The organism is Streptomyces avicenniae, from assembly GCF_000719135.1.
Classification (GTDB): Bacteria; Actinomycetota; Actinomycetes; order Streptomycetales; family Streptomycetaceae; genus Streptomyces; species Streptomyces avicenniae.
The window spans coordinates 202140-225014 of the sequence record NZ_JOEK01000009.1; the positions used below are offsets into that span (position 1 = coordinate 202140).

The following is a 22875-nucleotide window of genomic DNA, read 5'->3' on the forward strand; positions in this document are numbered from 1 at the left end:
CATGAACGACGACGATCCGACGCGGGGCCGGGCCGTCCGGGCACGCGGCCTGTGGAAGTCCTTCGGCGAGCGGATCGCGGTGGGCGGGGTGGATCTCGACCTTCCCGCGGGCCACTTCGTCGGCGTCGTGGGCCCCAACGGGGCGGGCAAGACGACGACGCTCTCGATGCTGACCGGCCTGCTGCGCCCCGACGCGGGCACCGTCGAGATAGGCGGCCACGACCTGTGGCGCACCCCCGAGCTGGTCAAGCCGCGGATCGGCGTCCTCCCCGAGGGACTGCGCCTGTTCGAACGGCTCTCGGGGCGCGAACTGCTCACCTACCAGGGCTCGTTGCGCGGACTGCCGCCCGACGAGGTCGAGCGTCGCGCCGACCAGCTCCTCGACGTGTTCGGCCTGGCGTCCGCGCAGCACACGATGGTCGTGGACTACTCGACCGGCATGCGCAAGCGGACGGGCCTCGCCGCCGCACTGCTGCACAACCCGGACGTCCTCTTCCTCGACGAGCCGTTCGAAGGCGTGGACCCGGTCTCCGCCCAGGTCATCCGCGACGTGCTCGCGCGGTACACGGCGACGGGCGCGACCGTCGTGCTCTCCAGCCATGTCATGGAGCTGGTCGAGTCGCTGTGCGACTGGGTCGCCGTCATGGCGGGCGGCCGGATCAGGGCGGCGGGGCCGCCGGACGAGATACGGGGCGACGCCCCGACGCTGCACGCCGCGTTCCTCGACCTCGTGGGCGCGCAGGACATCGGCCGCGACTCCCGGCTCGACTGGCTCGGAGGCGCCCGATGACGCTCCCCTCCCCCACCGCCCCGCCCAGGAGCGCCGCCGCGCCCGGCCCGGTGCCCCTCTCGCTCCCGGCCGTCGCCGCGACCTTCGCCCGGCTCAAGCTGAGCCTGCTGCGCAACGGCGCGCGCCAGTCCACCGGCCGCTCGGCGGCGTTCATCGCGACGCTGATCCTGGCCACGCTCGTCGGCCTCCTCGCGCTGCTCGGCCTGTCCGCGCTGCGCGGCAACCGGCACGCGGCGGACGTCGGGATCACCTTCGCCGCCGTCCTCGCGGTCTCCTGGGCGTTCATGCCGATGTTCCTCGGCGCGGCCGACGAGACGCTGGACCCCGGGCGGCTCGCCATGCTGCCGCTGCGCCCCCGGCAGATGATGGCCGGGCAGCTCGCCGCGTCCGTCATCGGCCCGGGGCCGCTGTTCACCCTGCTCGTGCTGCTCGGCATCGCCATCGGGACCACACGGGGCGCCGCCGGGACGGCCGCCGCCGTGCTCGCCGTGCCGCTGATCCTGCTGGCGTGCACCTCGCTGTCCCGCGCCGTCGCCACGGCCAACGCACGGCTGCTCACCAGCCGCCGGGGCCGTGACCTGGCCGTCTTCAGCGGCCTCGTGGTCGTCGCCGCGCTCCAGCTCGTCAACGTCGCCCTGTCCGAGCTGTCCGAGAGCGGGTCGCTGGCCCCGTTCGAGAGCGTCGCCGACGTCCTGCGCTGGCTCCCGCCCGCCGCCGCCGTCGAGGGCGTCAGGGCAGCGGGCGACGGCGCGTACGGCGTCGCCTTCGCCGCGCTCGCCGGGACGGCCGCGCTGACGCTGCTGCTGGTGGACTGGTGGCGCCGCAGCCTGACGCGCCTCATGACCGCGCCCGACGCCTCGACGTTCCAGGCCACCCCCGACGGCGGCCCCACCCGCGCCGCCGGTGGCGGCCTCGCCACCCGCCTGTCCCGCACCCGCAACGGCACGGTGATGCTGCGGACGCTCCGGTACGCGTGGCGCGACCCCAAGGCCCGCATGGGCTGGACGATGGCCCTCGGCATGGGCGCGCTGATGCCCGTCCTGCTGACCGTCCAGGGCGGCGGCAGCGTGCACAGCGCCTACTGGGCCGCCGCGCTCCTCGGCCTCCAGATGTACAACCAGTTCGGGCAGGACTACAGCGGCTTCTGGCTGGTCGCGCAGACCATCAGCACCCCGGCCGACGCCTACGCCGAGCTGCGCGGGCGCGCGCTGGGGCTGTCGCTGATCGCGCTGCCTTACGTGCTGCTGGTCGCCGTGCTCGCGGCCGGGCTCGCGGACGACTGGGCGCGGCTGCCCGAGGCGATGGGCCTGTCCGCAGCGATCTTCGGGTCGATGGTCGCGACCGGCGCGATGGCGAGCGTGCGCTTCCCCTACTCCATCCCGGAGGACAACGCGATGAAGAACGTCGCACCGGGGCAGGGCGGTCTCGCGTGGGGCGGCATCGTCGCGGGCGCCGTCTCCTGCGCCGTCCTGGCCGCGCCGGTGATCGCCCTCGCGATCTGGCTGGACAGCTCGGGCAGCGCGCTGCTCCCGCTCGTCCTGCCCCTCGGCCTGGGGTACGGGCTGCTGGTCGCCTGGGGCGGCCTGCGGCTGGCGGCGCCGCGCACCGCCGCCAGGCTCCCCGAGATCCTGACGGCGGTGACGAAGGCCTGACCGGGCCGCTCAGGCGACCTGGCCGGGGCCGAGCTGCGTGTACAGGCCTCCGAGCGCGAGCAGTTCGTCGTGCCTGCCGACCTCGCGTATCCGGCCCTGGTCCATCACCACGATGCGGTCGGCGCCCCGGATGGTGGACAGCCGGTGCGCGACGACGAAGACCGTGCGCCCCGCCATCAGGCGGCCCATCGCCTCCTGCACCAGGGTCTCCGAGCGCCCGTCGAGCGCGGAGGTCGCCTCGTCCAGGATGAGGACGCGCGGGTCGCGGATCAGCGCGCGGGCGATCGCGAGGCGCTGCCGCTGGCCGCCGGACAGCAGCGCGCCGCGCTCGCCGACCAGGGTTTCCAGACCGTGCGGCAGGCGCTGGACGAACTCCCAGGCGTTGGCCGCGCGCAGCGCCTCCACCAGCGCCTCGTCGTCCGTGTCGTCGAGCCCGTAGGTGACGTTGTCGCGGATCGTGCCGTCGAAGAGGATCGACTCCTGCGGCACCACCGACAGGAAGCGCCGGTAGGTGCGCAGGTCGAGGTCGGCGGCGTCCGTGCCGTCGAGGAGTATCCGGCCGCCGGTCGGCCTGATGAAGCCGATCAGCAGGTTGAGCACCGTGGACTTGCCCGCGCCCGACGGGCCGACCAGCGCGACCGTCTCACCGGGCCGCGCGGACAGTTCGAAGCCGCTGATCGACGGGGTGTCGGCGCCCTCGTAGCGGAACTCGACGTCCTGGAAGTCGATCCGGCCGTGCAGGCGCGGCAGTTCGTGCTTGCCCGCGTTGGTCTCCAGGTCGGGGGCCTGGAGGACCTCGCCGATGGAGCGGACCGATTCGAGGCCCTTGCTGAGGATCGGGGTGAGGCCCATCAGCGCGTTCATGGACGCGGTGAGCGTCGTGAAGAAGGTGCTGAGCATGACGATGTCGCCCGCCGTCACGTCGAGCCAGCCGTGGTACGCCACCAGGGCGGCGCCGATCAGGCAGACCATGCCCAGCGCGTTCAGCATGATCCAGGCGAGCGAGCCGATCCGGCCGTTCAGGATGTCGAGCCGCTGGCCCGCGCTGCGCAGCCGGAGGAGGGCGCCGTCCACGCGGCCGAGCGCCGTGCGCTCCAGGCCGTGGGCGCGGGTGATGTGGATGAGGCTGGTCATCTCGGTCACCCGGGAGGAGACCAGCTCCACCTCGCGCCTGAACGACTCGTTGTGACTGCGCACGCGGCTGCGCAGGTAGCGTATGAGCAGCGACGCGGCGGGGACCACGACGAGGAACACCGGCAGGAACACCGGTGCCTTGAAGCCGATGACGACCAGGCCGCCGATGAGCGTGGTGATCGCGCCGAGGCCCAGTTCCGCCGTCTGCCGGGCGCTCTCCTCGATGGCGTCCACGTCGCGGACCACCTTCGCCTGGAGCACACCGGCGCTGGTCTTGGAGTGGTAGCCGATGGACAGTTGCTGCATCCGGCCGCAGAGCGCGGAGCGCAGGCTCGTGCCGACGCGGCGGATGCTGCCGCTCATCAGGCGGGCGAAGCCGATGGTGGCCGGGTAGTTCAGGGTGAACATCACCGCGAGGATCGCCGCGTTCACCCACAGGTCGCCGAGCGGCTTGTGCTGGACGACGATGTCGATGATGTTCGCGGTGATGAGCGGGAGCAGCCACAGCGGGCTGTGCCGGACGCAGAAGATGGCCACCGCGGCGATCAGCCGGGAACGGTAGGGCCGGAAGAGATAGGCAAGGGTACGGACCGGGTGTTCGCCTTGGTAGCGATGGTCGAGGGGGTTGCCCTGCGCAGCGGAGTTCGGCGCTTTCTGCATGGGGGAAGTCAACTCCCATGCCGAACGCCGGAGCAAGTCGATTGGCACGGCTTCGCGGGGGTTTGTGGGATTACCCACTCCGCGCGCCATGTCGTCGTGCGACGCCGCTCCGGTGACGTACCGCATGATAGCCCATGCCCCCGCCGCGGGGGAACGGCGGGGTGCGTACGGCCGTCAGCGGAGGGCGTCTTCGGGGAGCAGCGCGTGGACTCCCCAGGTCCGGTTGGCCACTTGGGTCACGCGCAGGTGGACGGTCGAGCTGGCGAGCGCGAGGGCCGTCGCCCTGGGCAGGCCGTGCAGCGCCGCGATCCAGTCGGTCATCGCCGCGAGCGCCTGCGCCGACGCCTCGTTCAGGTCGGCGTCGAAGCCGAAGGTGACGCGGCCCGCCGGGGTCAGCGCGTGGATGCCGGGGACGGGCGGGGGCTCGCGCAGCAGGTCCACGATCAGCCGCGTCGTCATGCCGCACTCGATCGCGGTGCCGGAGACCTCGCCGTCGCCCTGTGCGGCGTGGCCGTCGCCGACGCACAGGAGCGCGCCCGGCACGGTCACGGGCAGGAACAGGGTCGAGCCCGCGACCAGTTCGCGGCAGTCGATGTTGCCGCCGCCGTGGGCGCGCGGTGGGATCGTCGAGTGCGCGCCGGGTTCGGGCGGCGGCATGCCGACGACGCCGAGGAACGGCGCGAGGGCGACCGTGTGGCCGTACTGGTCGGTGCCGGTGCCCCGGTCGGCGTCCAGCTCCCACAGCAGCGTCGCCGGGGGCGTGTCGGCGAGGCCGAGGCGGCGGTTGAGCGGGGTGTCGCGTCCGGCGGCCGTCGTCCAGCCCCAGACGTCGGGGCGCAGCGCGTCGAGGCGGACGGCGAGCGTCGTGCCGGGCTCGGCGCCGCGCACGAGGACCGGGCCCGCGAGGCAGTGGCCGCGGCTGTCCTCGATGAGCCGGGGGCGCCGCTCCCCCGGCGCCAGCTGCCGTTCCAGGTGGCCCGCGCAGTCGAGGGTGCGGACGGTCAGCGAGTCGCCCGGGTCGAGCGCGAGCACCGGCGGGAGGCCGGGGTCGAGCACGTCGGTGACGGTGCCGGGCGCGGGGTCGAGGAGGTGGTCTGCCACGGTGCTGCTCGCTTTCGCCGTACGGTGCGCCAGCCCATCCTGCGCCGCCCGCCCACCCGACGAAACCCCGGGGCACGCGGACGTCCTCCGCGTGACGGTGTGGTTGAGATGCGGGGAGGGAGACCCCTAGCATCACCTTCGTAGTCGGCCGATTACACGGGGGTGGAGATGGGGCGGCCGTCCGACTGGAGTCCGGTCGGGATGGAGTCGGACCCGACGCCGGGTGATCCGGAGCGGGTCCGTGAGCTGTCCGAGGAGTTGCAGACGTTCGCGGACGACGTGGGGGAGGCGCTGGGCAGGGTCCGCGGGATGGCGGGCGACCGCGCCGTGCTGAACTGGGCCGGGCTCTCGGCCGAGGCGTTCCGCGCGGAGTTCGACGGCGTGCCGGACAACCTGGACAAGTTACGTACGTCCTACGACATGGCCGCCGACGCGCTGGCCAGGTACTGGCCCGCGCTCCAATCCGCGCAGGCGACGGCGGACCGGGCGCTGGACCGCGCGCTCGCGGCGCAGACCGATCTGACGTCCGCGCAAGCGGCGCTCGGCGACGCGCAGGACTGGGTCACCCACGCCGGTGAGGAGGCGGAACGCCTCCAGGACGAACGTCCGGGTGACGCCGCGGAGCCGCCATCCGAGTCGGAGGTGCGCGGCGCGGTCCGCGATCACCAGGCGGCCCAGGCCGCCGCCGCGACGGCCCGTACCCGGGTCGCCGACGCCGAGGAACGCCTCATCGCCGCGCGCGAACTGGCGGTGCAGGCGCGGGAGACGCGGGAGGAGGCGGCCCGCGAGTGCGCACGTGACCTCGACGCCGCTTCAGACGCGGGCATCCACAACCGCCGCTGGTGGGAACGGGCGATCGACTGGGCCGCCGACAACTGGGACACCCTCGTCGAGGTCTGCCGGATCGTCGTGGCGGTCCTCGGCGTCGTCGTCCTGATCATCGGCGGACCGCTCGCCTGGGTGGTCCTGGCCGCCGCCCTCGTCGTCCTCACCGACACACTCATCAGATACGCCAGAGGCCAGTGCGGACTGCTCGACGTCGCGTTCGCCGCCATGGACTGCATACCCGGCGGGCGGGGCCTCACCACCCTCGGCGGCCTCGCACGCGGGGCCCGCGGCATGTTGGCAGCCGCCCGCACCGGCATACGGGGTGCCGCTCAAGGGGCACGGGGCCTTGGACGGCGGGCGCGGGAGAGCGCGGTGGAGTTCGGCCGCAGGCACCTCTCGAGAGACCCGGTGGACCTGGCCACGGGCGTGGTGGTCATGCCCGCAACCGACGTGGAGCTTCCCGGCGTGTTACCGCTGACGATGGAGCGCCACCACCTGTCGGACTACCGAAGCGGCAGGTGGTTCGGGCCGTCGTGGGCGTCGAGCCTCGACCAACGGCTGGAGTTGCGGGACGCCGGGGTGCGGTTCCACTCGGCGGACGGGATGACACTGGAGTACCCGGTCCCGCTGTCCGGCCTGGCGACCGGCGTCCTGCCGGTGGAGGGGCCGCGCTGGACACTTTCCTGGGACGGCCTCCCCGGCTCGTCCATGAGCGTCCACCAGCCGGAGAACGGCCACACACTCCACTTCTCCTCCGTCCCCGGCCACCCGGGCGCGGAGCTCCTCCTCACCGCCGTCACCGACCGGAACGAGAACCGCCTGGATCTGCGCTACGACGCGGACGGCGCGCCCCAGGAACTGGCGCACTCAGGGGGCTACCGGCTCGGGATCGCCACCACCCGCGGACGCGTCACCGAGCTGACACTGCTCAGCGACCCCGACGGGCCTTCCCTCGTCCGGTACGGCTACGACACCGCGGGCGACCTGAGCCGCGTGTACAACTCCTCAGGGATTCCGCAGCACTTCGCTTACGACAGCCACCACCGGATGACCCGCTGGCAGGACCGCGGCGGCAACTGGTACCGCTACGACTACGACGCCGAAGGCCGCTGCGTCTTCGCCACCGGCACCGACCGCGCCCTGGAGTACCGCTACACGTACGACCCGGCCCACCACCGCACCACCTGCACCGACGCCCTCGACAACACCACCACCTACCAGTTCAACGACTGCTTCCAGCTCATCGCCGAGACCGACCCCCTCGGCAACACCACCCTCCACACCCACGACCGCTACGACCGCACACTCACGACGACCGATCCCCTCGGCGCCATCACCGTCCTGGAGCGCGACGACGAAGGCCGTGTGACGACGGTCGTACGGCCCGACGGAGCGCGGCTCCGCGCCACGTACAACGAGTTGGGGCTCCCGGAGTCCGTCGTGGAGGCGGACGGATCCGAATGGCTGCAGTCCTACGACCAGGCGGGGAACCGTACCGTGCTGCTCGACCCGCTCGGCAACCGGACGCGTTTCGGCTACGACGGCCGGGGGGCACTCGTCCGCGTCACGGACGCGGAGGGGAACACCTCACGTATCCGCACGGACCCGTCCGGTCTCCCCGTCGCGGTCACCGACCCGCTCGGCGAGGTCACACGTGTCCACCGCGACGCCTTCGGCCGACCGGCCCTCGTCATCGATCCGCTCGGTGGCGAGACCCGCCTCACCTGGACCGTCGAAGGCAAGCCACGCAGCCGGACCGACCCACTCGGGCACGAGGAGCTCTGGGAGTGGGACGCCGAGGTCAACCTCGCCAGCCACACCGGACCGTCCGGTGACACCGTTCGCTACACCTACGGCCCCTTCGACCAGCCGACGTCCCGAACCGGCCCCGACGGTGTCCGCCACTCCTTCACCCGGGACGCGGAACTCAGACTCACCCGGGTCACCGACCCGGAGGGCCGCTCGTGGCAGTACGTCTACGACGCGGCAGGCCGGATGGTGTCCGAGACGGATTTCGACGGCCGCTCCACCACGTACTCCCATGACGCAGCAGGCCGGACGGTGTCACGCACCAACGCCGCGGGCCAGTCGGTCACCTACACCTACGATGCGCAAGGAGAGCTGACCGGCTGGAGCTCCGACGACGGACGCACGACCGCCTACGTACTGGATCCCCTCGGCCGGGTGACCCGTGCGACCTCCCCGGGCACCGAACTGGAGCGGGTCCACGACCCTCTGGGCAACCTCCTGTCCGAGACCGTCAACGGGCGCACCCTGTCACTCACCTACGACGCGCTGGGCCGTGTCACCTCGCGCACCACGCCCAGCGGCCACACCAGCACCTGGACGTACGACGCCGTCGGTCAGGTCGTGAGTCTCGACTCCCTTGGTCACACGATGGACTTCGAGCACGATCCACTCGGCCGGGAGACAGCGTGCCGGGTGGGCGAATCCCTGGACATCTCGCAGCAGTGGGATCCGGCGGGGCGCCTCACCGGCCTTACCGTTGCGGTCCTCGGCTCCGGGGCGTCCGGCCGCGTCCTCCACCAGCGGCGGTACGGCTACCGCGCCGACGGGTGTCTCACCTCGCTCGTGGCCCCGAGCGGCACGACCCGCTACACGCTTGATCCGGCCGGGCGGGTGACGGCCGTCCAGGCTCCCGGCTGGGCGGAGCTCTACGCCTACGACACCACGGGCAACCAGACGACAGGCCGGTGGAACGTCCCCGGCCTGTCGCAGGAAGCCGTGGGCGAGCGAAGCTACACCGGAGCCCTCCTCACCCAGGCAGGGGCGGTCCGCTACGAGTACGACGCTGCGGGCCGGGTCACGCTCCGGCAGCGGAAGCACCTCTCACGCCCGGCCGACACCTGGCGCTACACCTGGGACGCCGAGGACCGGCTGACGTCCGTCGCCGCGGCGGACGGAAGCCTGTGGCGTTACCACTACGACCCCTTCGGCCGCCGGGTGGCGAAGGAGCGTCTCGCCACCGACGGCGCCACCGTGGAGGAGCGGGTGGACTTCACGTGGTGGTTGCTGTCCCTGGTGGAGCAGACGACCTCGGGAAGCGAGAAGTGCCCTCCCCCGGTCACGCTCACCTGGGACTACCGCGGGCTCAGGCCCGTGGCCCAGACGGAACGCGGCCCGGCCCCGGAGGAGCCAGGAATCCGGCAGGATCTCGCCGCGGCCGGGCAGGCGGAGATCGACGAGCGCTTCTTCGCGATCGTCACCGACCTCGTGGGTGCGCCGACCCACCTCGTCACCGACACCGGGGACGTCGCCTGGGAGTCCCGCGCCACCCTGTGGGGATCCACGGTGGCCGCACCGGGGAACCGCACGACGACGCCTCTTCGCTTCCCCGGCCAGTACGCCGACGAGGAGTCCGGCTGGCACTACAACCACCAACGGCACTACGACCCCGCGACCGCCCGTTACGCGACGCAGGATCCGTTGGGTCTCGCCCCGGCACCCAACCCGTACACGTACCCGCACAATCCCCACATCTGGGCCGACCCGCTGGGCCTCGCCCCTTATCGGATCAGCAGACGCCGCTACCGCCATCTCGACCGTCCTGGGTACAGCAACTACATGCTGAGGGACAGAGACGGCAACGCCTACTACTCGGGCATGTTCGGTCCCCGTTCCTCCAGCGCCCGAGCCCAGAGGCGCCATGGACGCAACCACAACCGGTTCAGCCTCTCGGACGGCGACACCATGGACGTCCAGCCGGGAATCCGGACGTACGGTGAGTCCAGGCTGATGGAACAGAGGCTGATGGAGCAGAACGGCACCTACATCGGGCGCGACGGTGACAACTACCGCGGCAACCGGCAGAATCCACTCGACGGTGACCGCATGCCCGAGTACGAGGCATATGAACACCGGAAGAAGAAGAACTTAGGATCCCCATGAGCGGCATTCCCTTTTCCCATGACGTCCGCGATCAAGCCTTGACGCAGCTCACCGAGCTTGTCGAGAACATTGCAGAGGAGTTGGAGGATCAGCCGACGCTGGGTGAATTCCTAGAGGTCCTGGGCTGGGCGATCCCGACAGGCAACTCTGCCCTGGCCGACGCGGTCGCTCTCCCGCAGCAGTTCAAGACGACTCTGCGGAAAGGCCGGCGGTACGCACCGGCCGGAAATTCACGCATCGGCGACCTGACCGACGCAACTTTCAGCGACGCAACCGACTTACTGGCGTTCCTCGCCGAACACGCGCATGCCGCGAGTGGTGGCCCGGTCGGTGTCACGGAACTGACAGCGGCCGTCGTGACCGTCCTCACCTCCGCGCCGATCAGCTTCGCCGACGTCAACACCGGGGAACTGCTGAGGATCACTCCCGCCGGTCCGCCCAGACGCGTACCCAAGCCGAAGAGCGGCGACATCGTGGCCATCCCGGCGAAGGACGGTGGATTCCACATGGCCGTGGTGCTCGTCCGTAACAGATTCGGCACGGCCTTGGGGCTTTTCCGGGGCACCTTCTCGACGCCTCGGGTCGGGGGCAGTGAGCGCCAGGCCGCCGTCCCTTACCCCGTCTACACGGACGAAGAGCTGATCGCGGAAGGGGGGTGGAGAACTGTCGGCCACGACCCGGATCTCAGCGCATTGTTTCCACACGAGCCGGAGATCTACCACCGGCCGGGGACCGACCAGAGCCCGTATGGCGTCGCGGAAACAGCCGGAGGCCGCATGCGGCACATCAAGAGGGCCGAGGCCGAGGCCGTCGGCCTCCTCGACGGCACCTATCGGCAGATTCATCAGAGCGACTACGTGCAGAAACACCTCGACGAGGGGACGTTGTAAAGCCTCTCCGCGAGCGCCAGGACACCCATCTCGGCTGCCGAGCAGCGGACTTGGGATGGCAACGGACACCCCGACCAGGAGCCCTTCCGACGAGCACCAGGACGGGCGGCGGGCGCCCGGAGGGGCCGGGTCGTACGCTGCTCGGGCAGCCGGGCCGTCCGTGGCTTCCGGCCGTGGGAAGTGAGGAGCGAGTCGCGTGAGTGCAGCACCTGTGCGTTTCGGGCTGGTCGGCAGCGGATGGCGGACGGAGTTCTTCGTCCGGCTGGCGAAGGCCCTGCCGGAACGGCTCGCGGTGACCGGTGTGGTGACCAGGACCACCGAGCGGGCCGCGGAGATCGAGGCGGCGTGGGGCGTGCCCGCGCACCTGTCGGCCGAGGAGCTGGTGCGCTCCGGCGAGGCGCCGGAGTTCGTGGTGCCTTCGGTGCCGTGGCCGGTCACGCCGGACGCGACGCGGGAGCTGGTGGCCCTCGGCGTGCCGGTGCTGGCCGAGACGCCGCCCGCGCCCGACCTGGCCGGGCTGCGGTCGCTGTGGCGGGACACCGGGGCGAGCGGCCTCGTGCAGGTCGCGGAGCAGTACACGCTGATGCCGGGGCACGCGGCGCGGCTCGCGCTGGTGCGGGAGGGCGTGATCGGCGAGGTGACGTCCGTGCAGCTGTCGTCCACGCACCTGTACCACGCGGTGTCGCTGATCAGGCATCTGCTGGGCGTCGGCTTCGACCCGGCGACGGTGACGGCGGGGGCGTTCACGGCGCCGCTGGCCGATCCCCTCTCGCCCAAGGGCTGGTCGGGCGACCTGACGCCGAAGGACGCCACGACGACGATCGCCACGCTCGACTTCGGCGGGCGCATGGGCCTGTACGACTTCACGGACAACCAGTGGTGGAACCCGCTGCGCGCGCGCCGCATGGTCGTGCGCGGCTCGCTGGGCGAGATCGCGGACGACACGGTGGTGCGGATGGCCGACCCGCGCACGCCCGTCGAGTCGCCGCTCGTGCGCCGCGCGACCGGCGTCGATCTGAACCTGGAGGGCCGCGAGCTGCGGCACATCGCCTTCGAGGGGCGCGTCGTCCACCGCAACGAGTACACCGGCGCCGGGTTCTCGGAGGACGACCTCGCCGTGGTCGATCTGCTGTGCAGGACGGGCGCCTGGGTGCGCGGCGAGGGGCCCGCGCCGTATCCGCTGGCGGAGGGGCTCCAGGACCATCTGCTCAGCCTGGCGATCGAGGAGTCGGCGCGCACCGGGAAGCCCGTCGTCACCGGGCGCGAGGAGTGGGCGGGCTGACGGCTCCCTCAGTTGTATTTGCTTTCAAAACAAATAGCTCTACGCTGGTCCCGTACCCGAGGCGGCCCGGCGCGCCGCCGCCGTGCGCGCGCCGGGCGGAGAGGACCACGTATGGGCTGGAACGACCAGGTGATCGCCGAGTTCCGGGCGAACAACGGCCGGGTGGGCGGGATGTTCGAGGGCGCCCAGCTGCTCCTGCTGACGACGGCGGGGCGGCGCAGCGGCAGGCCGCACACCAACCCGGCCGTCTACCGGCGCGACGGCGCCGCCTACGTCGTCTTCGCGTCGAACGCGGGCAGCGACAAGGAGCCCGACTGGTTCCGCAACATCCTGGCGTCCCCGCAGGTCACCCTGGAGCTGGGGACGGACGAGGGGCGCGCGCTGCCGTTCGCCGCCCGCGCCGTGCCGCTGGCGGGCGCCGAGCGCGACCGGCTGTGGGAGGCGCAGTGCGCGGACGACCCGGCGTTCCGCGCGTACGAGCGCAAGACGTCGAGGACCATCGCCGTGGTCGCCCTCCACCTGCTCGACCTCGCGGCGGACCCGGGCGTGGGCCCGGCCGTCGTGCGGCAGCTCCTCGGGCACCACGACGACCTGCGCGCGCAGCTCGCCCGGCTGCGGGCGGCGCTCGACGCGGGCGAGGAGGCGGCGCCCGCCGCGCTCGCCGAGCAGTTGCGCGACCACTGCCTGACGTACTGCTACGGCCTCCACCTGCACCACACGCGCGAGGAGGGCGCCTTCACGCAGTTCGAGCGGCGGTACCCGGCCCTCGTCCCCGCGATAGCGCGGCTGCGGGCGGAACACGGCCGGGTCACCGAGGCGCTGGCCGCGTTCGAGGCGGAGCTGACGGCGGACGGCGCCGCGCCGGACGTCGCGCGGCTGCGTGCGGGTCTGGAGCGGCTGGTCACGGGGCTTGAGGACCATTTCGCCTACGAGGAGAAGGAGTTGCTGGCGGCCGTCTCCTGACGGCCGCCAGCCCCCCTACGCGTGGCCGGTCGGCGTGCCGGGGGGCACGATCCGGCCGCGGACGGAGCCGAGGCCGATCCGGCTCCCGTCCGGGCCGGGCGCGGTCGCGCCGATGACCACCTCGTCGCCGTCCCGCAGGAACGTCCTGGCCTCCCCGCCCGGCAGTTCCAGCGGGACGGCGCCGCCCCGCGTCAGCTCGATGAGCGACCCGTACTGCCCGGGGACGGGGCCGCTCACCGTGCCCGAGGCGAACAGGTCGCCGGGGCGTACGCGGGCGCCGCCCGATGTCAGGTGCGCGAGCTGCTGGGCGGCGGTCCAGTACATGGCGGCGAACGGCGGGCGGCTGAGCGTGTGCCCGTTCAGCGTCACCGTCAGCTCGATGTCGAACCCCCAGGGCTCGCCGCCCGTGTCGTCGAGGTACGGGAGCGGGCGCGGGTCGCGCGGCGGCGGCGCCACCCGCGCGTGGCCGAGCGCGGCGAGCGGCACGACCCAGGGCGAGACGGACGTCGCGAACGCCTTGCCGAGGAACGGCCCGAGCGGCACGTACTCCCACGCCTGGATGTCGCGCGCCGACCAGTCGTTGACGAGGCAGACGCCGAACAGGTGGCGCCCCGCGTCGGCGAGCGGCACCGGGCGGCCCGGCACCGAGGGGGTGCCGACGACGAAGCCGACCTCCGCCTCGATGTCGAGGCGTTCCGAGGGGCCGAAGGCGAGGTCGCCCCCGGCGGTGCGGCGTTGGCCCGCCGGGCGGGCGACCGGGGTGCCGGAGACGACGACCGTGCCGGAGCGGCCGTGATAACCGATCGGCAGGTGCTTCCAGTTGGGGGTGAGCGGGTCGCCGTCCGGGCGGAAGAGGCGGCCGAGGTTCGTCGCGTGGTGCTCGCTCGCGTAGAAGTCCACGTAGTCGGCGACGGTGAACGGCAGCGTGAGCGTGACGTCGGCGGCCGGGCGCAGCAGCGGTTCGACGGCGGGGCGGTGCCGCGCGTCGGTCAGCCAGCGGGTGAGCGCGGCGCGGACCTCGGCCCAGACGGCGGGCCCGGCGCCGAGCAGTCCGTCGAGGGTGCCGTCGGCGAACAGCGGGGCGCGCTCGGGCAGGAGCGCGGCGGTCGCGGCGGTGAGGTCGAGGACCAGGTCGCCGATGGCGACGCAGGCGCGCCGCCCCTCGGCGCCCTCGGCGCGGAAGCTGCCGTACGGCAGGGTGTGCGGGCCGAAGGGGTGGCCGGGCGGGGCGGGGGGCCAGGCGGGCGCGGCGCTCACCGGGGGCCGCCCGCCCAACTCCACGCGTAGCGGCCGTCGTCGGCCGCGGCGCCGCCCTCGCCCAGCTCCAGCGGGCGGAACGTGTCCACCATGACGGCGAGTTCGTCGAAGAACTCGGCGCCGAGCGACCGTTCCACCGCTCCGGGCTGCGGGCCGTGCGCGTGGCCGCCCGGGTGCAGGCTGACGGAGCCCTGGCCGATGCCGCTGCCCTTGCGCGCCTCGTAGTCGCCGCCGCAGTAGAACATGACCTCGTCCGAGTCCACGTTGGAGTGGTAGTACGGCACGGGCACGGCCAGCGGGTGGTAATCGACCTTGCGAGGCACGAAGTTGCAGATCACGAAGTTCGCGCCCTCGAACACCTGGTGCACGGGCGGCGGTTGGTGCACGCGACCGGTGAGGGGCTCGAAGTCCGCGATGTTGAAGGCGTACGGGTACAGGCAGCCGTCCCAGCCGACGACGTCGAACGGGTGCGTCGGGCAGACGTAGCGCGTGCCCGTCACGCCGCCGTCGCCCGGCCGTGAGGAGCGGTGCTTGACCAGGACCTCGACGTCGGTGCCGCTCGCCAGGAGCGGCCCGGCGGGGCCGCGCAGGTCGCGCTCGCAGTAGGGGGCGTGTTCGAGGAGTTGGCCGTGGCGGGAGAGGTAGCGGGCGGGCGGGGCGATGTGCGAGGTGGCCTCGATGACGTAGCAGCGCAGCGGCTCTGGCCCGGTGGGCAGCCAGCGGTGCGTCGTGCCGCGCGGCAGGATCAGGTAGTCGCCCGGCCCGACGTCGAGCGCGCCGAAGACGGTCTCGACGGTCGCCGTGCCCGCCTCGGTGTACACGCACTCGTCGCCGAGCGCGTTGCGGTACAGCGGGCTCGGGGCGCCCGCGACGACGTACGAGATGCGGACGTCGGCGTTGCCGAGCACGAGCCGCCGGGACGTGACGACGTCGAGGTCGGCGGCCTGCGCGGGGTCGAAGAGCAGCGGCAGCCTGAAGTGCCTGGGCAGCAGCGGTGCGTTGGGGGTGGTGCTGAGGTCGCCCGGCTGCCAGGTCGTCGCCGCGGTGATCGCCGAGGGGACGCCCGTGTGGTAGAGCAGCGAGGAGTCGGACGAGAAGCCCTCCTCGCCCATCAGCTCCTCGTAGTGCAGCCCGCCACCCGGGCGCGGGTGCTGGGTGTGCCGTTTGCGGGGGACGTCGCCGACGCTGCGGTAGTGGGGCATGGCATCTCCGGACGGTCGGGGTGGGCGCGGGCTCAGAAGTTGCCGCGCCTGGCCTGCTCGCGCTCGATGGCCTCGAAGAGCGCCTTGAAGTTGCCCTTCCCGAAGCCGAGGGAACCGTGGCGCTCGATGAACTCGAAGAAGACCGTGGGCCGGTCGCCGACCGGCTTGGTGAAGATCTGGAGCAGGTAGCCGTCCTCGTCGCGGTCCACGAGGATGCCGCGGCTGCGCAGTTCCTCGACCGGCACGCGTACCTCGCCGATGCGGGCGCGCAGCGCGGGGTCGGAGTAGTACGTGTCGGGGGTCTGGAGGAACTCGACGCCCTTGGCGCGCAGGACGTCCACCGTGGTGAGGATGTCGTTGGTGGCGAGGGCGAGGTGCTGGGCGCCTGGCCCCCCGTAGAACTCAAGGAACTCGTCGATCTGCGAGCGCTTCTTGCCGACCGCGGGCTCGTTCAGCGGGAACTTGACGCGGTGGTTGCCGCTGGCGACGACCTTGCTCATCAGCGCCGAGTAGTCGGTGGCGATGTCGTCGCCGATGAACTCGGCCATGTTGGTGAAGCCCATGACGCGCCGGTAGAAGTCCACCCATGTGTCCATCCGGCCCAGTTCGACGTTGCCGACGACGTGGTCGAGCGCCTGGAAGACGCGGCGGGGCTCGCCGTCCGGCTTGACGTAGCCGGAGGTGCGGGCGGTGTAGCCGGGGAGGTAGGGGCCGTCGTAGCGGGAGCGGTCCACGAGGCTGTGGCGCGTGTCGCCGTAGGCGGCGATGGCCGCGAGGCGCACGGTGCCGTGCTCGTCGGTGACGTCGTGCGGCTCCTCGACCACCGTGGCGCCCTGCGCGCGGGCGTGCGCGACGCAGCGGTCCACGTCGGGGACCTCAAGCGCGATGTCCACGACGCCGTCGCCGTGCCGTCTGTGGTGGTCGAGCAGCGGGGACGCCGGGTCCACGCCGCCCTTGACGACGAAGCGGATGGCGCCCGAGCGCAGGACGTACGCCTGGTGGTCGCGGTTGCCGGTCTCTGGCCCCGCGTAGGCGACCAGCTCCATGCCGTACACCGTCTGGTAGTGCAGGGCGGTCTGCGTGGCGTTGCCGACCGACCAGACCACGGCGTCCCAGCCCGAGACGGGGAACGGGTCGCCCGCCGCGTCGTGGTCCACGAGGCCGACGAGGCGGCGCAGCTGGTCGAGATCGAGTTCGGCCAGTCGCTCCTGGCTCGTGAGGGATGCTTCCATCGTCACGTCGGGCCTCCTCGCCGCGTCACACGCTCGTGGTCAACCAGAACACTCCGCCGCCGATGTACTGCGCAAGCGGCCCGCCGTGTCCTGCACCGGCCGCCCTGATCGCCGGGCCGTTCGGGTGACCAGCTGTACAATCTGTCCAGCTTTGGGGAGGTGGCCATGGGCGCACTCGACATCGACCAGCTCGACGTCGATCTGCTCGGCGCGCTGCGCGGGCATCCGCGCGCGGGGGTGCTCGAACTGTCGCGGCTGCTGGGTGTGGCGCGCGGGACGGTCCAGGCGCGGCTCGACCGGCTGGAGCGCGCGGGCGTCGTGACCGGCTACGGGCCTGACGTGGACGTCGCGGCGGCGGGCTTCCCCGTGCAGGCGTTCGTCAGCCTGGAGATCGCGCAGGGCGCGCTTGAGGAGGTCGCGGCCGAGCTGGCGGCGCTGCCCGCCGTGCTGGAGGCGTACGCGACGACGGGCGAGTCGGACGTCCTGTGCCGCCTGGCGGCCTCCTCGCACCAGGACCTGCACGCCACGCTGCTGGCCCTCAACCAGTCGCCCACCGTGGCCCGTTCGACGAGCGTGGTCGTGCTGTCCGTCGTGGTGCCGCCGCGGACGCAGCCGCTGCTGGCGGAGAGGCCGCGCGGCGGCCCGCAGCGGGCACCGGCGTACCGCGAGCGCCCGTGAGCCAGGGGCGTCAGCCCGCGAGGAGCGCGGACAGCGCGGCGTGCGCGGCGGTGCCGCCGACGATGGACAGGGGGACGTTGCGCCGCCACAGGTGCAGGGCGACGGTCACGGCGAGCGCGACGGCGGTCGGCCACGCGTCCTCGGGCACGCCCGGGTCGAAGTCGCGCAGCGTGTACACGGTGAGGACGACGGCCGCGCCCACCGGCATGGCGGCGCCGAGCAGGACGGTCAGCGGCCCGGCCCGCAGCCGGGCGAGGACGGCGAACGGCAGGGCGCGCAGGGCCCACGTGACGGCGACTGCGGTGGCGACTGCGGCGACCAGGTAGCCGGTCTCAGGCACGGGCGTCCTCCCCCCGTCGCCGCAGGAGATGACGGACGGTCATGAGCGCCGCGAACGAGGCGAACGCGACCGGGAGCATCTGCCCCGGCACCGTGAAGCGCGCGGCCAGCGCGCACCCGAGGGCCAGCAGGGGCACGGGGACGTCACGGTGGGCGAGGAGCCCGTCGATCGCGAGGACGGTGAACAGCGCCGTCACGGCGAAGTCGAGGCCGCCGGTCCCGGCGGGGAGGGCGGAGCCGAGAAGCGCGCCCACGGTGGCGCCGCCGGCCCAGTAGAGGTGGATGCACGCCTGGAGCCACAGGATGCGGCGGCCGGGGAACGTACGGGCGGCGTGGCCGGTGGCGACCACGAACGCCTCGTCGGAGAGCGCGAAGGTGCTGTACGCCTTGCCGAGGCGGCCCTTGACCCGGTGCAGGGGGAACGAGAAGGCGTAGAAGACGTGCCGCAGGTTCACCAGGAAGGCGGTCACCGCGACCGCGGCGAGCGGCGCCGCCGCCGTGACCAGCCCGAGGAAGAGGAATTCGAGCGAACCGGCGTAGATGAGCCCGGAGAAGACGCTCGCCCACCACCAGGGCAGTCCTGACTGGGCGACGAGGACGCCGAAGGCCACGCCGGTCGGGAACGCGCCGGGACCGACAGATCCCGAGTCCCGTACCGCGCGCGCCAGATCGGCACGCGTTCCGGCGCGCGGCGCGGCATCGACCGCGGGGGAAGTCATGCTGCAATTTTAGAAGAAAAGGCGCCTTATTTGATTTCCAAAAGTGGCTCTAGAATCGGCGCATGAGCAAGGAACGGGAACTGGATCGGATCGACCGCGATATTTTGTTCCATCTCCAGCAGGACGGTCGGCTGAGCAACGTCGAGCTTGCGGCGCGGGTCGGGCTGACGCCCCCGCCCTGCCTGCGGCGCGTGCGGCGGCTTGAGGAGGCGGGCGTGATCACGGGCTACCGGGCGCGCGTCGATCCGTCGGCGTCGGGGCGGGGCCTTGAGGTGCTGGTGTCGATCGAGGTGTCCGTCAGCGACCTGCGGACGCTGGAGCACCTGGAGGCGACGATCGTCGGCTACGAGGAGGTCGTCGAGTTCCGCCGCCTGTTCGGCACCCCGGACTACCAGCTGCGCGTCCTCGTCGCCGACCACGCGGCGTACGAGACGTTCCAGACGTCGCGGATCATCGGCATCCCCGGGGTCGCCCGGGTCATCTCCCAGCCCACCATGAAGAAGATCAAGGTCACCGACTGACCCGGTGGGTGGCGTGGTAGCTTGTGCGCGAAACCGGCATGGCGGACTTATCGGGCAGGCAATCCCGGTACGCGGCCGGTGGGCCGCCCGGCAGCGGGTACCAGGGACCCGTTCCCCGCGCCCTGCGCGACTCTCCGAAAGTGGTGATGACCATGGGTACGTCCGAGGACGAGAACAGCGTCAGCGTGCATCTCACCGACTGCGACCGCGAGGCGGCGGGTACCGTCTTCGGCGTCCTGGCCACGGCCTATCCCGGGTACTCCCCCGCGCCGGAGACCCCTGGCGGGAACGGCGGCTCGCGCGAGGGACACCCCGTCGTGTGGAGCACCGTCGTCGCCACCGACGCCCTGCGCGACCTCGGCACGCAGGCGCCGCCGCCGCTGGACGGCAGCGTGGACGCCACGGTGACCGGCAGCGCCGCCGGGGTCGAACAGGTCGTCGGGGTCCTCGCGTCGGCGTTCCGCGCGGACGAGGTCGGCCGGGTGCCGGGCGAGCACGAGTTCGAGGTACGGCTGCGCCTGTCACGCTGACCGCCCGCGCGCCGCCCGCGCGCCCTCAGTCCGGCAGGAACCCCAGCTCCGTGATGTCCTGCGCGGCCCGCGCGTCGAGCAGGGTGACGGAGGCGCAGCCGCGCGGCAGACGGCCGGACTCGATGGCCGTGATCAGCCGGGCCATCGCCCGCCGGTGACGGCGGAACGCGCGGGGGGAGACGGTCCGTCCGCGCTCCTCCTGGCGGGCGCGAGCCAGGGACGGGGGGACGTCCAGGAGCAGCAGGTGCAGGTCGGCGCCGACGCGCCGTGCCCCCGTGGCGAGGCGGCGCCGCACGAAGCCGCCGCGCCCGCAGTCGTGCACGAGCAGCGCGAGCGGCGACCGTAACACCCGCCACAGGCCCAGGTGATGGCTCAGCCGGACGGCCGGGCGGTAGACGGCGTACGGGAGCCTGGCGGGAAGTCTGCTCCCCCACCGGTCGCGGGCGTCCTGGGAGTCGATGCGCAGCGCGCTGACGCCGGGGTCGGCCAGGCGCGCCATCAGCGTGGACTTGCCGCCGCCGGGGAGCCCGGAGACGACGACGCGGTCCCCGGCGGGCCAGCGCAGGGTCAGCGGCCCCGGGTGGTCGGCGCCGCGCAGGTCGAGGACGCGGGGCCCGCCGCCTGCGGCGGACGTGACGGTGAGCGCCGTGCCGGTGTCCGCACCGGCGGTCGTCGGGGTGGTGGGGGTGGTGGTCGCGGTCGGGGCCGGGCGGATCGGCGATCCGGCGGTCTCGGGCCGGATCATCTGGCTCTCCGTATCGACGAGTTGAGGCGGTGGGCCCAGCCAAACCGTAACCTGGCGCCGGAAACGGGCGCAATGGCCCGGCGGATCAGCCCTCCACCGGGCGGTCCCGGTGGGGCCGTTCGAGGCGGTGCCCCTCGATGTCCGGGTCGGGCAGGTGGCGGTCGAACCAGCGCGGGTGGCTCCAGATGTGGCGGCCCGCGAGGGCCATGACGGCGGGCACCAGCGTCAGGCGCACCACGAACGCGTCGAGGAACACGCCGACCGCGAAGCTGAAGCCGATCGAGCGGATGATGGGGTCGTCGGTGACCATGAAGGCGACGAAGATCGAGAACATGATGAGCGCCGCCGCCGTCACCACCCGCGCGGCGGCGCCCGTTCCGCGCTCCACGGCGCCGCGCGCGTCGCCCGTCGCCGTGTGGTCCTCCTTGATGCGGGAGACGACGAACACCTCGTAGTCGCTGGACAGGCCGAAGATGATCGCCAGCATGATGATCGGCAGGAAGCTGACGGTCTCGGTCGGCGTGATGTCCAGCAGGTGCCGCCCCCAGCCCCATTGGAACATCGCGACCTGCGCGCCGAACGCGGCGCACACCGACAGCAGGAAGCCCGCGATCGACTTGAGCGGCACGAAGAAGGTGCGGAACGCGAAGGTCAGCAGGACGAACGCCAGCCCGATGACGACGACCAGGAAGACCGGCAGCGCGGAGGACAGCTTGCTGGAGACGTCGATGTTGGACGCCGTGGTGCCGCCGACGGTGACGTGCGCGCCCGTGCCCTCCTCGATGGACGCGCGCCGGTCGCGGATGCGGTGGACGAGGTCGGCGGTGGCCGGGTCGCTCGGCCCGGTGCGGGGCACGACCTGGATCACCGCGACGCCGTTCCTGCGCGCGACGGGCTCCGCGCTGGTGACGCCCGGCAGGTCGCCGAGCGCCGCGGTGATCCGCCGCACCGGTTCCTGCCCGTCCACGCCGTCGGCGACGACCAGCAGCGGGCCGTTGGCGCCGACGCCGAAGCCGTCGGCGATGAGGTCGTACGCCTTGCGCTGCGTGTCGGACTTCGGCTTGGACGCGCCGCTCGGCAGGCCGAGTTCGATCTGCGTCGCGGGCAGCGCGAGGACGCCGAGCAGCGCGACGCCGCCGATCAGCACGGGCACCCTGGCGCGGATGACGAAGCGCGCCCAGGCGGCGCCCGCCGTGCTGCCCGGGTCGTTCGCGGAGCGCCGCGCGATGCGCTCGGGGTGCCCGGGGCGGCCGGGGACGCGCACGAACGACACGACGCGCCCCCCGGCGAAGCCGAGGAACGCGGGCAGCAGCGTCAGTGCGATGAGCATCGCGATCAGCACGGACGCCGCCGCGCACAGCCCCATGACGGTCAGGAACGGGATGCCGACCACCGACAGGCCGCACAGCGCGATGATCACGGTGAGCGCGGCGAAGACGACGGAGCCGCCCGCCGTGCCGACGGCGAGCGCGGCGGCCTCCTCGCCGTCCATCCCGGCGAGCAGGTTGTTGCGGTGGCGGAAGAGGATGAACAGGCCGTAGTCGATGCCGCAGGACAGGCCGAGCATCAGGGCGACCGTGGTGGACGCCGACGCGATGTCCACGACGGAGGCGACGGCCGTGACGCCGGTCATCGTGATGGCGATGCCGATGACGGCGGTGACGATCGGCAGGAACGCGGCGACGACCGCACCGAAGGTGATCAGCAGGATGATCAGGGCGACGACGAGACCGGCCAGTTCAGGCGCCTCACTGATCTCCGTCTGCCAGCCGGGATAGACGCTGCCCGAGTACTCGACCTGCACCCCGGCGCGCTGCGCGGGCTTCACGGCGCGTTGCACGGCGTCCAGGGTGCTCTGCTCCACGTTGCCCGCGCTCGTGGAGAACTGGACGTCGCCCAGGGCGACCTTCCCGTCGCGCGAGACCTGCGGCCGGTCGCCGAACGGGTCGGTGACGGACGCGACCTGCGGCACGTCGGCCAGTTCCTTGAACGCCTTCTCGATGCCCGCGCGCGGCCCGGGGTCGGTGACCTTCTCGCCGCCGTGCGTCGCCATCACGACCTGGGCCTGCCCGCCGCCGAAGGCGGGGAGGCGGCGTTCGAGGAGGTCGGTGGTGTCCTGCGACTCGGTGCCGGGGATGGTGAAGACGTCGTTGGTGGAGCCGCCGCTCAGCCCCGCGACGACCGCCGTGAGCACGAGCGCGGCGAGCCAGGCCGCGAGGACACGGCGCCTGCGCCGGAACGCCCACCGCCCCAGCCGGAAGAGGAATGCGGACATGGAGTTCCTTCCCTGACGACCACTGGTGATCTTCTCCGGGAAAGGACAGCCAGGACATTTCCGACACGCGCCGCGCGGACGGAGAAGGGTGGGGCGGGACGGTCCGTGACCGGGCGACGAACGAGCGTACGAGTCAGCGACGTTCGCCGGTGCCACGGGCGACGGGCC

18 protein-coding genes are annotated in these 22875 nt (G+C 72.6%); 9 read left to right on the forward strand and 9 right to left on the reverse strand.

Features of this window, described 5'->3' with window-relative positions:
• Nucleotide 1: 1 nt before the first annotated feature.
• Nucleotides 2-790, forward strand: a complete 789-nt coding sequence (locus IF27_RS15945; protein WP_052850253.1) for an ABC transporter ATP-binding protein — start codon at nucleotides 2-4, stop codon at nucleotides 788-790.
• On the forward strand, nucleotides 787-2442 hold the full coding sequence (locus IF27_RS15950; RefSeq protein ID WP_052850254.1) for a hypothetical protein: 1656 nt from the start codon (nucleotides 787-789) through the stop codon (nucleotides 2440-2442). Before IF27_RS15945 ends, IF27_RS15950 begins: the two co-directional genes overlap by 4 nt.
• Before the next feature lie 9 nt (nucleotides 2443-2451).
• Here the strand turns inward: IF27_RS15950 and IF27_RS15955 are convergent, their stop codons facing one another.
• Together IF27_RS15955 and IF27_RS15960 are read right to left on the reverse strand one after the other, a co-directional pair.
• Nucleotides 2452-4236 carry an ABC transporter ATP-binding protein gene (locus IF27_RS15955; RefSeq protein WP_052850255.1) on the reverse strand — a complete coding sequence of 595 codons (1785 nt, stop codon included), beginning with the start codon at nucleotides 4234-4236 and terminating at the stop codon, nucleotides 2452-2454.
• Nucleotides 4237-4410: 174 nt separating this feature from the next.
• Nucleotides 4411-5337 (reverse strand): acetamidase/formamidase family protein, encoded by a 927-nt coding sequence (locus IF27_RS15960; protein WP_052850256.1) that lies wholly within the window; start codon nucleotides 5335-5337, stop codon nucleotides 4411-4413.
• A 201-nt stretch (nucleotides 5338-5538) separates the two neighbouring features.
• Here IF27_RS15960 and IF27_RS15965 point away from each other — a divergent pair, with 201 nt between their 5' ends.
• From IF27_RS15965 to IF27_RS15980, 4 genes are all read left to right on the forward strand, one after another.
• Entirely contained in the window at nucleotides 5539-10074 is a 4536-nt protein-coding gene (locus IF27_RS15965; RefSeq protein ID WP_052850257.1) for a DUF6531 domain-containing protein, read from the forward strand.
• The gene (locus IF27_RS15970) at nucleotides 10071-10964 is read left to right on the forward strand and encodes a hypothetical protein (RefSeq protein WP_052850258.1); all 894 of its coding nucleotides are present in this window, start codon (nucleotides 10071-10073) and stop codon (nucleotides 10962-10964) included. The genes IF27_RS15965 and IF27_RS15970 overlap by 4 nt, the downstream gene beginning before the upstream one ends.
• Nucleotides 10965-11160: 196 nt before the next feature.
• Nucleotides 11161-12246, forward strand: coding sequence for a Gfo/Idh/MocA family protein (locus tag IF27_RS15975; RefSeq protein ID WP_052850259.1), 1086 nt, complete (start codon nucleotides 11161-11163; stop codon nucleotides 12244-12246).
• 111 nt (nucleotides 12247-12357) lie between these two features.
• Nucleotides 12358-13209, forward strand: a complete 852-nt coding sequence (locus IF27_RS15980; protein WP_052850260.1) for a nitroreductase/quinone reductase family protein — start codon at nucleotides 12358-12360, stop codon at nucleotides 13207-13209.
• 15 nt (nucleotides 13210-13224) lie between these two features.
• On the opposite strand, the gene fahA is transcribed toward IF27_RS15980, so the two are convergent.
• From fahA to hppD, 3 genes are read right to left on the reverse strand one after another with little or no spacing between them, the layout of a single operon-like run.
• Entirely contained in the window at nucleotides 13225-14466 is a 1242-nt protein-coding gene (fahA, locus tag IF27_RS15985) for a fumarylacetoacetase (protein WP_052850648.1), read from the reverse strand.
• Nucleotides 14463-15668, reverse strand: a complete 1206-nt coding sequence (locus IF27_RS15990; protein ID WP_052850261.1) for a homogentisate 1,2-dioxygenase — start codon at nucleotides 15666-15668, stop codon at nucleotides 14463-14465. The genes fahA and IF27_RS15990 overlap by 4 nt, the downstream gene beginning before the upstream one ends.
• A 32-nt stretch (nucleotides 15669-15700) precedes the next feature.
• Complete coding sequence (gene hppD, locus IF27_RS15995; RefSeq protein ID WP_420822023.1) at nucleotides 15701-16900, reverse strand: 4-hydroxyphenylpyruvate dioxygenase; 1200 nt, start codon at nucleotides 16898-16900, stop codon at nucleotides 15701-15703.
• Between the two features lie 165 nt (nucleotides 16901-17065).
• Here hppD and IF27_RS16000 point away from each other — a divergent pair, with 165 nt between their 5' ends.
• A complete protein-coding gene (locus IF27_RS16000) occupies nucleotides 17066-17578 on the forward strand; it encodes an Lrp/AsnC family transcriptional regulator (protein ID WP_052850263.1) in 513 nt (170 codons plus the stop codon).
• A 10-nt stretch (nucleotides 17579-17588) separates the two neighbouring features.
• Here the strand turns inward: IF27_RS16000 and IF27_RS16005 are convergent, their stop codons facing one another.
• A complete protein-coding gene (locus IF27_RS16005) occupies nucleotides 17589-17918 on the reverse strand; it encodes a branched-chain amino acid transporter permease (protein ID WP_052850264.1) in 330 nt (109 codons plus the stop codon).
• Nucleotides 17911-18636, reverse strand: coding sequence for an AzlC family ABC transporter permease (locus IF27_RS16010; RefSeq protein WP_052850265.1), 726 nt, complete (start codon nucleotides 18634-18636; stop codon nucleotides 17911-17913). The genes IF27_RS16005 and IF27_RS16010 overlap by 8 nt, the downstream gene beginning before the upstream one ends.
• Before the next feature lie 62 nt (nucleotides 18637-18698).
• Here IF27_RS16010 and IF27_RS16015 point away from each other — a divergent pair, with 62 nt between their 5' ends.
• Together IF27_RS16015 and IF27_RS16020 are read left to right on the forward strand one after the other, a co-directional pair.
• On the forward strand, nucleotides 18699-19157 hold the full coding sequence (locus tag IF27_RS16015) for an Lrp/AsnC family transcriptional regulator (RefSeq protein WP_110945948.1): 459 nt from the start codon (nucleotides 18699-18701) through the stop codon (nucleotides 19155-19157).
• 152 nt (nucleotides 19158-19309) lie between these two features.
• Nucleotides 19310-19687, forward strand: a complete 378-nt coding sequence (locus tag IF27_RS16020; protein WP_190232980.1) for a hypothetical protein — start codon at nucleotides 19310-19312, stop codon at nucleotides 19685-19687.
• Between the two features lie 25 nt (nucleotides 19688-19712).
• On the opposite strand, the gene IF27_RS16025 is transcribed toward IF27_RS16020, so the two are convergent.
• Together IF27_RS16025 and IF27_RS16030 are read right to left on the reverse strand one after the other, a co-directional pair.
• A complete protein-coding gene (locus IF27_RS16025; protein ID WP_110945949.1) occupies nucleotides 19713-20432 on the reverse strand; it encodes an AAA family ATPase in 720 nt (239 codons plus the stop codon).
• Between the two features lie 85 nt (nucleotides 20433-20517).
• The gene (locus IF27_RS16030; protein ID WP_052850267.1) at nucleotides 20518-22707 is read right to left on the reverse strand and encodes an MMPL family transporter; all 2190 of its coding nucleotides are present in this window, start codon (nucleotides 22705-22707) and stop codon (nucleotides 20518-20520) included.
• Nucleotides 22708-22875 lie beyond the last annotated feature (168 nt).

Excerpts from the sequence above, each read along its gene's own strand:
- IF27_RS15945 (WP_052850253.1), top strand. The coding sequence starts at position 2 with ATGAACGACGACGATCCGACGCGGGGCCGGGCCGTCCGGGCACGCGGC.
- IF27_RS15950 (WP_052850254.1), top strand. The coding sequence starts at position 787 with ATGACGCTCCCCTCCCCCACCGCCCCGCCCAGGAGCGCCGCCGCGCCC.
- IF27_RS15955 (WP_052850255.1), bottom strand. The coding sequence starts at position 4,236 with ATGCAGAAAGCGCCGAACTCCGCTGCGCAGGGCAACCCCCTCGACCAT.
- IF27_RS15965 (WP_052850257.1), top strand. The coding sequence starts at position 5,539 with ATGGAGTCGGACCCGACGCCGGGTGATCCGGAGCGGGTCCGTGAGCTG.
- IF27_RS15970 (WP_052850258.1), top strand. The coding sequence starts at position 10,071 with ATGAGCGGCATTCCCTTTTCCCATGACGTCCGCGATCAAGCCTTGACG.
- IF27_RS15980 (WP_052850260.1), top strand. The coding sequence starts at position 12,358 with ATGGGCTGGAACGACCAGGTGATCGCCGAGTTCCGGGCGAACAACGGC.
- IF27_RS15990 (WP_052850261.1), bottom strand. The coding sequence starts at position 15,668 with ATGCCCCACTACCGCAGCGTCGGCGACGTCCCCCGCAAACGGCACACC.
- hppD (WP_420822023.1), bottom strand. The coding sequence starts at position 16,900 with ATGGAAGCATCCCTCACGAGCCAGGAGCGACTGGCCGAACTCGATCTC.
- IF27_RS16000 (WP_052850263.1), top strand. The coding sequence starts at position 17,066 with ATGGGCGCACTCGACATCGACCAGCTCGACGTCGATCTGCTCGGCGCG.
- IF27_RS16010 (WP_052850265.1), bottom strand. The coding sequence starts at position 18,636 with ATGACTTCCCCCGCGGTCGATGCCGCGCCGCGCGCCGGAACGCGTGCC.
- IF27_RS16015 (WP_110945948.1), top strand. The coding sequence starts at position 18,699 with ATGAGCAAGGAACGGGAACTGGATCGGATCGACCGCGATATTTTGTTC.
- IF27_RS16020 (WP_190232980.1), top strand. The coding sequence starts at position 19,310 with ATGGGTACGTCCGAGGACGAGAACAGCGTCAGCGTGCATCTCACCGAC.
- IF27_RS16025 (WP_110945949.1), bottom strand. The coding sequence starts at position 20,432 with ATGATCCGGCCCGAGACCGCCGGATCGCCGATCCGCCCGGCCCCGACC.
- IF27_RS16030 (WP_052850267.1), bottom strand. The coding sequence starts at position 22,707 with ATGTCCGCATTCCTCTTCCGGCTGGGGCGGTGGGCGTTCCGGCGCAGG.